We start from the raw sequence: 11,127 nt of genomic DNA, 5'->3' as shown, positions 1-11,127 counted from the left end.
ACGACCAAACGACGAATTGTCGCATGTGCCGCCTCGACCGGGATTGCCGCACCGCCCGGCGCCCGCGGTCCGCGCAATGCGCTTTTCTTCTCCCTCGATTTCAGGAACAATCGCCGCGCAAGAACGAGAAACGGCGACCCGCAAAGAGGCCGCCGCGAGGGGAGGAGTTTCGATGCCGCGATACGGGCTGAAGACGATCGCATTTGCCGCGATGCATGCTGTCATGGGCGCATTGCTCTCGACTGCCGCAAGCGCGCAGGACTATCCCAGCAAGCCGATCACGCTGATCGTGCCATGGCCGGCCGGCGGATCGACCGATATCTCGATGCGCGCCATCGCCGACAGCGCCTCGAAGGTGCTGGGGCAGCCGATCGTGATCGACAACAAGGCCGGCGGCGGCGGCACGGTGGGCCCCGCGACCATGGCAGCGGCCGCGAAGCCGGACGGCTACACCATCTCGCAGATTCCGATCACAGTGTTCCGCCTGCCCTTGATGCAGGAAGTGTCGTGGGATCCGGCCAAGGACTTCACCTACATCATCCATCTCACCGGCTACACCTTCGGTGTGACCACCAGCGCGGAGTCGCAGTTCAAGAGCTGGAAGGACGTCGTGGAGTTCGCCAAGGCGAATCCGGGCAAGGTGACCTATGCCACGCCCGGCGCCGGCACCTCGCTGCATATCGGCATGGAGCAGATCGCCGGAATGTCCGGTATCAAGCTGACGCAAGTTCCTTTCAAGGGCGGCGCGGAGACCAACGCCGCGGTGCTGGGGCAGCACACGATGCTTCAGGCGGACTCCACGGGATGGCGGCCGCTGGTCGACGCCGGCAAGCTGCGGCTGCTGATGGTGTGGACCGGCGCACGCTCGCCGAACTATCCCGACGCGCCGACGCTGAAGGAGCTCGGCTATCCCATGGTTTATGATTCCCCCTTCGGCATCGCCGGCCCGAAAGGCATGGATCCAAAGATCGTCGCCAAGCTGCACGATGCCTTCAAGAAGGCGGTCGAGGATCCAGCGGTGGTCGCGACGCTCGCCAAATACGACATGGTGCCGAACTACAAGAACACCGAGGACTACAAGAAGTTCGTCGTCGAGGTCACGGAGTCCGAGCGCAAGGTGATCGATACGCTCGGGCTCGCGAAGAAGTAGCTTGTCCCACCACACATGCTGACGTCATCCTGAGGTGCGAGCCGCGCTTGCGGCTCGCCTCGAAGGATGGATCGGGGCACCGTCGCCCTTCGAGGGCTACGCTGCGCTCCGCCACCTTAGGACGACGGTGATCTCAAGGCGCTTCACATGAACAACGACACCAACGTCAAACTCCGCCTCAGCAATTCCGAGCTCTGGGGCGGGCTGATCGGGCTCGCGCTCGGCGGATTCGTGATCTGGTCCGGCATGAAGCTCAAGCTCGGCACCATCAACGATCCCGGCTCCGGCTACGTGCTGTTCTACACGGGCATCCTGATGTGCGTGTTCGCAGGCGCCATCATCGTCTCGGCGGTCACCGAGGGCGCGCCGACGCTGGCCTCGCGCTGGGAGAATGTGCGCTGGAGCAAGCCGCTCCTGCTGATTGCCTGTCTCGTGGCATTCTCCATTGCGCTGGAACCACTCGGCTTCCTGCTGTCGTCGATCCCCCTGGTGCTGCTGCTGTTGCGGCTGATCGATCCCGTCCGCTGGACGCTGGCGATCCCGATCGCCGTCCTGGTGCCATCAGGCATGTGGTGGGTGCTCAAGCGGCTGCTGCTGATCCAGCTGCCCTCGGGCCTGTTCGGGATCGGCTGACCCTATGGATACGCTTGTCAATGTCGCGCATGGGTTCGGCGTCGCGCTGCTGCCAGTCAACCTGCTCTACTGCTTCATCGGCGTCTTCATCGGCACGCTGGTCGGCGTGCTGCCGGGCATCGGGCCGATCTCGGCGATGTCGCTCCTGCTGCCCGTGACGCTGTCGGGCACGCCGGAATCCGGCATCATCATGATGGCCGGGATCTATTACGGCTCGATGTATGGCGGCTCGACCACCTCGATCCTGGTCAACATCCCCGGCGAGGCGGCCTCCGTCGTCACCTGCATCGACGGCCACCAGATGGCGAAGCAGGGACGCGCTGGCCCTGCACTCGGCATTTCCGCCTTCGGCTCCTTCATTGCCGGCACATTCGCGCTGATCGCCTTGATGCTGGTCGCGCCGAAGCTGGCCAGCGTTGCCATCGCGTTCGGCCCGGCCGAATATTTCAGCCTGATGGTGCTTGGCCTCGTGGTGCTCACCTTCCTGACCCAGGGCTCGATGCCGAAGGCATTGCTGATGGCGTGCATCGGCGTCGTGCTCGGACTGATCGGGCTCGACAGCATCACGGCGCAGCCGCGTCTGACCTTCGGCCGCATGGAGCTGATCGACGGCATCGGGCTGGTGCCCGTCGTGATGGGCCTGTTCGGCGTTGCGGAGGTGCTGCTCAACACCGAGCAGGCGATCAAGCGCGACATCATCAACACCAAGATCACCCATCTGCTGCCCACCAGGGAGGACTGGAAGGCGAGCGCAGGTCCGGTCGGCCGCGGCACCATCCTCGGCTTCTTCCTCGGCATCCTGCCGGGCGGCGGCGCGGTGGTGGCGTCCTTTGCCTCCTACGCGCTGGAGAAGCGGCTGTCGAAGACGCCGGAGCGCTTCGGCCATGGCGCGATCGAAGGCGTTGCCGGACCGGAATCGGCGAACAACGCCGCGGCGGGCGGCGCCTTCATTCCGCTGATGACGCTCGGCATTCCGCCGAACGTGGTGATGGCGCTGCTGCTCGGCGCCTTCGTCATCCACGGCCTGCAGCCGGGACCGCTGCTGATCACGCAGAACCCCGGCCTGTTCTGGGGCATCGTCGCCAGCATGTATATCGGCAACGTCATGCTGCTGATCCTGAACCTGCCGATGATCGGCATGTGGGTGCAGCTGCTCAAGCTGCCGTACAACATCCTGTTCCCCCTGATCATCCTGTTCACGATCCTGGGCGTCTACTGCTCCAGCAACAACGTGTTCGACGTCTATGTGATGATCGCGTTCGGGATCATCGGCTATTTCATGCGCAAGCTCGGCTACGAGCCAGCGCCGCTTGTGCTGGCTTTCGTGCTGGGACCGATGATGGAGAACAATCTGCGCAAGTCACTGATCCTGTCGCAGGGCGATCTCTGGACCTTCGTACAGCGGCCGATCTCGGGGGTCTGTCTCGTGTTTGCCCTGGTGCTGCTGATCGCGCCGCTATTGCCGTCGCTGCGCAAGAAGCGCGAGCTGGTGGCGCTGGATGAGGGGGCGTGAAGTTTCGCAGGGTGGGCAAAGCGACTTGTCCGCCGTAGCTCGAAGAGCGAAGGCGGAAGCGTACCCACGATCTGTATCCATCACGGAGGAATGGTGGGCACGGCGCAAGTGCGCCTTTGCCCGCCCTACGAGACCTCAGCATGCAGCAGGAAGCGCACTATCCGTTGAAGTCCCCCACGGACGCTCGCCAGACGCAAGCCCGATCAGGCGGCCCTGGATGTAGTCGCAGCCCCAATCGCGCAGCATGCTTGCGGCTTCCTCGTCCTGCACCCATTCGGCGACGGTCTTGATGTCGAGGCGGCGGGCGAGATCGATCAGGGTCTGCACGAAGGCGCGGTCGTCGGCGGAATGAGTGATGTTCTGCACGAACGCGCCATCGATCTTCACGATATCCACGCCGAGCTTGCGCAAGTTTCGGAACGAGGTGTAGCCGGCGCCGAAATCGTCGATGGCGATGCGGCTGCCGAAATGCTTGAGGCGGCCAACGAAGGCGCGGACATCATCGATGTCCTGGATCGCGACCGTCTCGGTGATCTCGACGATCAGCCGCTCGGCAACGCCGGGATGGGCCTGCATCAGCGATTCGATGCCCGCCCACCAGTCCGGATCCATCGTCGTATCAGGCGAGATGTTGAGGCTGAGGCAGATGTCGGGCGCGGCGGCGAGCTCGGCGACCACGAGCTCGAGCACGCGGTGATCGACCAGGCGGATCAGGCCGAGCCGTTCGGCGACCGGCACGATGTCGGGCGCGAGCAGCACCTGGCCGTCGCCCTGGTCCATCCGCACCAGGCATTCATGGAATGCGCGCTCGCGGGAGACGGCCGAGACCACCGGCTCATAGGCGAGCTTGATGCGGCGCTCGTTCAGCGCGGTGACGATCTCGTCGGTAACGCGGATGTTGACGCGGCGCTGCGCGTCGCGTGTGGCGTCCGGACGCCATGCCGCGAACGAGCCGACGCGGCGGCGCTTGGCGGCATCCAGCGTCTCATGGGCGCGGTTGACGGCCTCGTCGGTGTTGCGGGCATAGCGCGGTACGCTGACCGCGCCGATCGAGGCGGTGACCGAGACCGGACCGGATTTGGTCGGCACTACCTCGTCGCGAATGCCGGCGAGGAAGCGCTCGGCGGCGACATTCATGTCGTCGACGGTGCAGTTCTTCAGGATCAGGCCGAACTTGTTGCCGGAAAAGCGGCCGAGCACGTCGCCGCCACGCAGGCGCGAGCGGATGCGCTTGGCGATGTCGAGGATCACGGCGTCGGCAACGTCGAAGCCGAAGGCGTCGTTGACGCGGGCAAGATGGTCGATACCGACCAGCATGAAGGCCGCGGTCGAGCGGAAGCGGGTCGTCTCCTCGATCGCCTCGGCCAGCGCGGCAATCAGATGAGAGCGGTTGAGCTCGCCGGTCAGCGGATCGAGCCGGGCCAGCTTGGTCAGCTCCTCGTCGCGGGCGTGGCGTTCATTGTTGATTCGGACCGAGCCGATCGCGCGCACCGGGCGGCCGTCGGGGCCGGCGAACCAGCGGCCGGTCTCCTCGATCCAGATCACGGGATCGGCGGCGCTCATGCGCACCCCGTACTCGACCCGGTAGGGCGTGCCGTCGGCACCATGCACGGCATAGGCTTGCGCCAGCGCGGCGGTCCGCAGCGTTGGCGAGGGCTCGATCAGCTTGGCAAATTCGGCTCCCGTCGCCAGCCGCTCGGCGGGAATGCCGGGAAAGACGCTGCCGACCTGGTCACCCCAGACGATCGCATCACTGCCAATGTCCCAGGCAAACACGGCCTGGCCGAGGGCGGCCAGGATGTCGGAGGCTTGCGGTAATGCGGGGATCAAAATCGCCTCGTTTCGGGACAGCGGGAAAGTCCTGAGCTGACACAGGATAGAGCTAGATTCGTCCCCAACCCTAGGCAAAGTTGATAAACAATTTGGAAACCACGTTTCTACAGGCCGGGGGAACCAAACCGGCCCGTCCGGCATAGGCCTTGCGAGTACTGACACGCACCCGGCACCAGCGTCCCGAAACGCGACAGGCTCTGCCGGATCAACGGTGATAGCGATGTTGAGTACCGATCGATCGGACGCGGCGGATAGCGGCACAGGCACGGCCCTGGTGCCGGTACTGCCGATTTTGCAATGGGTCCACAAGACGCCGTTGCCGCGCCCCGATCCCAGCTTCGTCGCCCAGCTGATCGCCAATGCCGAACATCTGCCCCAGGCGAGCCGGCTGCGCCGCGCCTCTTCCGAAGATGCGCAGACGGCCTATGGCGGCAAGCACCCGCTGCAAAGCGTCAGCGCGCGCACGCGGCAGGTGGCTTGAGATCGATCAGCGCGGCGGCGTGTCGGGGGACGGAGACGTGCCGTCGCCCGGCTGCAAATGCGGCGAAGGGACTTCCGGCGAGGGCGTGCTCTGCACCGGCTTCGGTGCGGGAGGATCCATCAGCACGGATTCGGCAACCGACTGAGCCGAGGGCGCGGGCGGTGCCGCCGGTGCTGCGATCGGCGCGGACACCGGCTCGAACTTGGGCTCGGCCGCGGCATCTCCCGCCGGAGCTTCCACCTGACGCTTGGCCTTGCGTGACGCCGGCACCGTTGTCTCGGCGACATAGGTGACGCGGCGGCGCGTGCGCTGGGCAATACCGCCGAGGAAATCGGCCATCGCGAGCAGCACCAGCAGGAAATAGGTCGAGTTGCCGAATTTGGGCCACATCACGAATTCGGCCGCGGCCGCGCCAAACAGGATCAGTGACAGCAGATGATCCATCAGGAATTTCGAGCCCGGCCGCGCGCCCTTCACCACTTCGAGCAGCAGCAGCACGATACCGAGCGCCAGCATCACGTCGGCGAGCGTGACCGGCCAGGTCTCGCCCGACACCATCGGCACCTTGAACAGCACATCCGTGAAGGACACGGTCGGCATCAGGAAGGCGATGATGTTGTAGACCGCGAGCGGAATCAGAAGCAGCGGGAAACCGACCATCGGCGAAATGCCTTCTCGATCAAGATATCCAGACAGGACAATGCGGCGGCGAAGCATTAGCTCCGCCGCCGCCACTGTCATATCTCATGGGTTGGCCGAAATCAGGCAGGTGCAATCTTCCCGCCTGGAGAAAGGTCCTTAACTCAGGACTCTTTCTTCTTCAGGACCTGACGGCCCTTGTACATGCCGGTCTTGAGGTCGAGATGGTGCGGACGACGCAGCTCGCCGGAGTCCTTGTCTTCCACATAGGTCGGCTTCTTGATGGCGTCTGCCGAGCGGCGCATGCCACGGCGCGACGGCGAGGTTTTTCTTCTCGGAACGGCCATTTCAAATTCCTCTAGGGATTGGTGTTATCAGGGCATCGTCCGCGAGGGACGGCTCAGCACCCGCAATCCGAGGCGAGCTGAATGCCGATCAAGGTCGCGCTTATAGAGGAAGGCTGGCTGCAAAGCTAGGCTCTTGGGCCGGAAAATGCGCCCGAAAAGGGCCCAAAATCAGCGATTTTCCCGCCAGCAGGTCGCAAGCGAAGAGGCCTGCGCCCTTGCCACATAGGTCCCTGCCAGCCGCCGGACGCCCGGACCGGGGGTTTTGGCGCTGCGTTTGACCGGATTCGGCAGGATCGAGGCCAGAAGGGCCGCCTCACGCGGAGAGAGGGCGGCGGCCGATTTGCCGAAGGCATAGGCGCTGGCCGCCCCCACCCCGAACTGGCCCTGCGGGCCGAGCTCGGCGATGTTGAGGTAAATCTCCAGGATCCGCGGCTTGGGCAGGACGAGATCGATCCAGAGCGCCAGCGGGAATTCGAGCGCCTTGCGAACGAAATCCCGGCCCTGCCAGAGGAACAAATTCTTCGCGACCTGCTGGGTAATGGTGGAGGCGCCCCGGAACGGCGTGCCGTCCTCCTGCGCGTCATCGATCGCCTCGCGCAGCGCCCCCCAATCGATGCCGTGATGCTTGCAGAAATGTGCGTCCTCAGCCGCCACCACCGCGCGCGGCAGATAGGGCGACATCGCCGCCAGATCGATCCATTCCCGCTGCATTGGCGCGCCGCGAAGCGAACGCCACGCCATCAGTGTCGAAACCGGATGGCCGGTTCGGTAGAACGGCGCGATCACATAGGGCGCGAGAATGACGACCGCGAGCGCTACCAGCAGGATTTTGACGATGCGCAAATCGACCTTTCCGGCATGGAACGAAACGCGGCCACGGCTCTCCCCATTAAGTCTGTGATAATTCGGGCCTTTTCCAGCACTTTTTAGGCCTTCCAAACGATTGACTGGGGCGGGCGCATAAAGGATTGTCCGCCGAATTTTAGTTCTGGAGCCCTTCTTGATGACCGGCACGTCCCCGTCCGATTTCGCCAAGCGTCTGGACAAGACCGCTGATGACACCGAGGCCCTGCTCGGGCGCCTGTTGTCGGACGACATCCTGCACGATGAGATCGCCCGGCCCAAGCGACTGATGGACGCAATGCGCTACTCGAGCCTGAACGGCGGCAAGCGTCTGCGCCCGTTCCTGGTGGTCGAGAGCGCGGCCGTGTTCGGTGTTCCCCGTGAAGCCGCGTTGCTGGTCGGCGCCGCGCTCGAATGCATCCACTGCTATTCGCTGATCCACGACGATCTGCCCGCCATGGACAATTCGGACCTGCGCCGCGGCCGCCCCACCCTGCACAAGCAGACCGATGACGCGACCGCGATCCTCGCCGGCGACGGTCTGCTGACGCTGGCCTTCGACATCGTCACCCGTGACGAAATCCATCACGACGCCAATGTGCGGCTGCTGCTGACACGCGCGCTGGCGCGCTGCGCCGGCATCGGCGGCATGGTCGGCGGCCAGATCCTCGACCTCGCCGGCGAAGGCCGCTTTGGCGGCAACGAGCCGATCGATGTCGCCCGCATTCAGCAGATGAAGACCGGCGCGCTCTTGCGTTACGGCTGCATCGCCGGCGCGATCCTCGGCCAGGCCTCGCAGAAAGAATATCAGGCACTCGACGATTACGGCCGCGCGCTCGGCGAAGCCTTCCAGATCGCCGACGATCTGCTCGATGTCGAGGGCGATGCGGCGGCCCTCGGCAAGCCGGCCGGCGCCGATGCCGCGCTCGGCAAGACCACCTTCGTCACCCAGCTCGGCATCGAAGGCGCCAAGCAGCGCGTGCGCGACCTGCTCGCCCGGGCCGACAGCGCGGTCTCGATCTTCGGTGAGCGCGCCGCCGTGCTGCAGGCCGCCGCGCGGTTTGTCGCCGAGCGGAAGAGCTGACAAGCATCGATGGCGGCCGAGGGCAAAGAAGATCCCGTCCTCGTCCGCTTCCGCCAGATGTCGCGGCCGATGCGGCTGCTTTACGCGCGGCCGCGGACCTTCATCGCGCTCGCGGCTGGCGTCCTGGTCTGTCTGCTCTTGCCGGGCTCGCACCGGCTGGTGACACGGCTCCTGTTCGGCTGGGATGCGCTGATCGCGGTCTATCTCGTGCTGGTCTACGCAATGATGCTTTGCAACGACCATCACCATATCCGGCGCGCCGCCGCGATGCAGGACGACGGCCGTTTCGTGATCCTGCTGGTGACGGCGACCGGCGCCTTCGCCAGCATCGCCGCGATCGTCTCAGAACTCGGCACACCGCATCGGGGCGTGTTGGAGCTGACCATCGCAATCAGCACCATCGCCCTGTCATGGGCCGCCGTGCACACGACCTTCGCGCTGCACTACGCGCATGATTATTATCGGAACGCCAAGCCGGGCGGCCTTCAGTTCCCGAGCGGCGACAAAGAAGACCACGCCGACTACTGGGACTTCGTCTATTTCTCGTTCGTGATCGGCATGACCGCGCAGGTCTCCGACGTCGGCATCACCGACAAGACGATCCGCCGCACGGCCACGGCGCACGGGATCGTATCGTTCATCTACAACACGGCCTTGCTGGCACTGACGGTCAACATCGCGGCGAGCGCGATTGCGACCTGACGTCGTCCCGGGCTTTCGGGACGACGACCTGGATCATGCATGCCCTAACGACACACCTCGGCATTGGCATCGTTGCCGGGGCCGCCGCCGCCGCGATATTCGAGGTGGCAACCGCGGCTGACCGGACGGCAGCCAGTGCTATTGCAGATGACTTGCCCGCCACCTGCGGCGCGACCGGCGCCGGCAGCGGCCGCAATGCCGGCCGCGGCACCATAGCCGCCCGCCGCGCCGCCGGCCTGAGGACGCTGCCGGGCGGGACGTTCATCACCGTCATCGCGCTTCGCCGTTGCAGGCTTGGCCGGCTTGGCGGCGCGCTTCTTCTCGCACTCATTGTCGTCGTTGACCGCATAGCCCTCACGGCAGACGATCTTGGTGCACTTGTCGCCATCGGCCTTGAAGCCGTGCTCGCAGACCAGCGGGCAGACGCGTGACGGCTTGGCCTTGACCGCATCCAGCGCGTCCGTGCTCGCCACCTTCACGTCGAGCTTGGTGCCGGCATAGCGGTTGAACTGCGACAGCGAGCGCTGCGAGGATGTGCTCCAATTGCCGTCGGCAGTGCCCGAGAAGCAGCCGACGCGGCCGAGCTCGGTCTGCACCGAACGGCTGAGATCGGCCGGCGCGGTCGCCGGTGTCAGAGAGGCAACGTTGGTGCCGGCGGGGCTCGCGGTGCTGGCCGGCACCGCGCTCGGCGCCGCAGCGGCGAGATTGACGCGCTGCTGCTCGGCGGCAGCTGCCTGCTGTTGCGCTTGCTCCTTGGCCTTCTGCGCAGCGAGCTGCGCCTGCTCGGCGGCCTTCGCATCGGCTGCGGCTTTGGCCTGCGCATCCTTCTGTGCGCCGAGGGCAGCAAGACGATCGCGTTCTGCCTCGGCCTGTTTCGCCTTCTCGGTGGCAGCCGCATGGGCTTGCTCGGCACCAATTTTCTCGACCTGAAGCTTGGCGAGGCTCGCATAGAAGCCATCGGGATGCTGGGCGAGGAAAGCGGCCCACGCCGCCTTGTTGCCGACCTGGAGCGCGAGCTCGTAATCGCGGCGGATATCGGCCTGCGGGTTCGGCGCGGGCGCAACCGTTGCTGCGGCCGTCACCTTGACCGGAACCAGCGGCACGTCCTCGCCACCGAGCGAGCCGTAGACGAACGGCTCCTGCTTGTTGCCGGTCGACTTGAGCACGTCGTCGCGCACGAAGCCGAAGGCACGGCGGACGTCGAGGCCCGGCGTCGTCAGATGCTTCGACAGCGCGACCGTAAAGGGGCTGTTGGCGCCGTCGCCGTCCTGAGCGGTGAAGCCGGCCTTCGCCGAATAGGCGATCAGCGTATTGGGGCTGGTCGGCTCGACCTGGGCGAGGCCCCGGCCGATACCGCGCGTGGCCACCGTGCGCTTCATGGTCTTGCCGAACGGATTGTCGCGGCAGGCATCCAGGATCACCAGCCGAAGCTGTTTTGCCGGTTCGACGGCGACCAGGACGCGGTCGAGCGAGAGCGCCTCGTCATAGACGTCGGTGTCGCGCTCGAGTTTGGCGTCGACGGGGATCAGATAATTCGAGCCCTCCACCTCGATGCCGTGGCCGGCATAGTAGACCACTGCGATGTCGGCATTGCGGGTCGCATCGGCAAAGTCGCGCAGCACGCGCCGGGTATCCAGGGCCGACAGGTCGTGCCGGAAATCGACGCTGTTGAAACCGGCCTCTTTCAGCGTCTTCGCCATCACCGCACCGTCATTGACGGGATTGGCGAGCGACGGCGCGTGCTGATAGGCCGAGTTGGCAATCACCAGCGCGACGCGGTTGCCGGCAAGAGCGGGATCCATGCCGAACAGCAGCACGGCGACGAGGAGAAGCGGGCAGAGTCTGAGCAGGTTGCGCATGACACGACTTCCGAAGTTCGGGACGTTTCGGTCCCCTTTGGAC

General features: G+C 65.3%; 11 protein-coding genes. 6 read left to right on the top strand and 5 right to left on the bottom strand.

Going from position 1 to position 11,127, the window contains the following annotated elements; all coding sequences use genetic code 11:
- Nucleotides 1-172: 172 nt before the first annotated feature.
- The 3 genes from GGD66_RS27895 (at nucleotide 173) to GGD66_RS27885 (ending at nucleotide 3,296) form a co-directional block, all read left to right on the top strand.
- Nucleotides 173-1,150 (top strand): tripartite tricarboxylate transporter substrate binding protein, encoded by a 978-nt coding sequence (locus GGD66_RS27895; RefSeq protein ID WP_018316760.1) that lies wholly within the window; start codon nucleotides 173-175, stop codon nucleotides 1,148-1,150.
- A gap of 147 nt (nucleotides 1,151-1,297) precedes the next feature.
- Nucleotides 1,298-1,783: a tripartite tricarboxylate transporter TctB family protein gene (locus GGD66_RS27890; RefSeq protein ID WP_092251594.1), complete on the top strand. Its 486-nt coding sequence runs from the start codon at nucleotides 1,298-1,300 to the stop codon at nucleotides 1,781-1,783.
- Nucleotides 1,784-1,787: 4 nt separating this feature from the next.
- Nucleotides 1,788-3,296, top strand: coding sequence for a tripartite tricarboxylate transporter permease (locus GGD66_RS27885; RefSeq protein WP_092251593.1), 1,509 nt, complete (start codon nucleotides 1,788-1,790; stop codon nucleotides 3,294-3,296).
- Nucleotides 3,297-3,431: 135 nt separating this feature from the next.
- On the opposite strand, the gene GGD66_RS27880 is transcribed toward GGD66_RS27885, so the two are convergent.
- On the bottom strand, nucleotides 3,432-5,126 hold the full coding sequence (locus tag GGD66_RS27880; RefSeq protein WP_092251592.1) for a bifunctional diguanylate cyclase/phosphodiesterase: 1,695 nt from the start codon (nucleotides 5,124-5,126) through the stop codon (nucleotides 3,432-3,434).
- Between the two features lie 223 nt (nucleotides 5,127-5,349).
- On the opposite strand from GGD66_RS27880, the gene GGD66_RS27875 reads away from it, so the two are divergent.
- A complete protein-coding gene (locus tag GGD66_RS27875; protein ID WP_183259593.1) occupies nucleotides 5,350-5,610 on the top strand; it encodes a hypothetical protein in 261 nt (86 codons plus the stop codon).
- Nucleotides 5,611-5,616: 6 nt separating this feature from the next.
- Here the strand turns inward: GGD66_RS27875 and GGD66_RS27870 are convergent, their stop codons facing one another.
- From GGD66_RS27870 to mtgA, 3 genes are all read right to left on the bottom strand, one after another.
- The gene (locus tag GGD66_RS27870; protein WP_183259592.1) at nucleotides 5,617-6,270 is read right to left on the bottom strand and encodes a hypothetical protein; all 654 of its coding nucleotides are present in this window, start codon (nucleotides 6,268-6,270) and stop codon (nucleotides 5,617-5,619) included.
- 143 nt (nucleotides 6,271-6,413) lie between these two features.
- A complete protein-coding gene (gene rpmF, locus GGD66_RS27865; protein WP_007598106.1) occupies nucleotides 6,414-6,596 on the bottom strand; it encodes a 50S ribosomal protein L32 in 183 nt (60 codons plus the stop codon).
- A 168-nt stretch (nucleotides 6,597-6,764) separates the two neighbouring features.
- The gene (mtgA, locus tag GGD66_RS27860) at nucleotides 6,765-7,439 is read right to left on the bottom strand and encodes a monofunctional biosynthetic peptidoglycan transglycosylase (protein WP_092251590.1); all 675 of its coding nucleotides are present in this window, start codon (nucleotides 7,437-7,439) and stop codon (nucleotides 6,765-6,767) included.
- Nucleotides 7,440-7,599: 160 nt separating this feature from the next.
- Here mtgA and GGD66_RS27855 point away from each other — a divergent pair, with 160 nt between their 5' ends.
- Nucleotides 7,600-8,523, top strand: coding sequence for a polyprenyl synthetase family protein (locus GGD66_RS27855; protein ID WP_183259591.1), 924 nt, complete (start codon nucleotides 7,600-7,602; stop codon nucleotides 8,521-8,523).
- Nucleotides 8,524-8,532: 9 nt separating this feature from the next.
- Nucleotides 8,533-9,225 carry a DUF1345 domain-containing protein gene (locus GGD66_RS27850; protein WP_092251588.1) on the top strand — a complete coding sequence of 231 codons (693 nt, stop codon included), beginning with the start codon at nucleotides 8,533-8,535 and terminating at the stop codon, nucleotides 9,223-9,225.
- Between the two features lie 44 nt (nucleotides 9,226-9,269).
- Here GGD66_RS27850 and GGD66_RS27845 read toward each other — a convergent pair whose 3' ends face one another.
- The gene (locus tag GGD66_RS27845; protein WP_183259590.1) at nucleotides 9,270-11,084 is read right to left on the bottom strand and encodes a caspase family protein; all 1,815 of its coding nucleotides are present in this window, start codon (nucleotides 11,082-11,084) and stop codon (nucleotides 9,270-9,272) included.
- Nucleotides 11,085-11,127: the final 43 nt, after the last annotated feature.

The organism is Bradyrhizobium sp. CIR48 (genome assembly GCF_014198315.1).
GTDB lineage: Bacteria > Pseudomonadota > Alphaproteobacteria > Rhizobiales > Xanthobacteraceae > Bradyrhizobium.
Note: the sequence above shows the minus strand (reverse complement) of the source record. Positions and strands in the feature narration are given on the sequence as shown.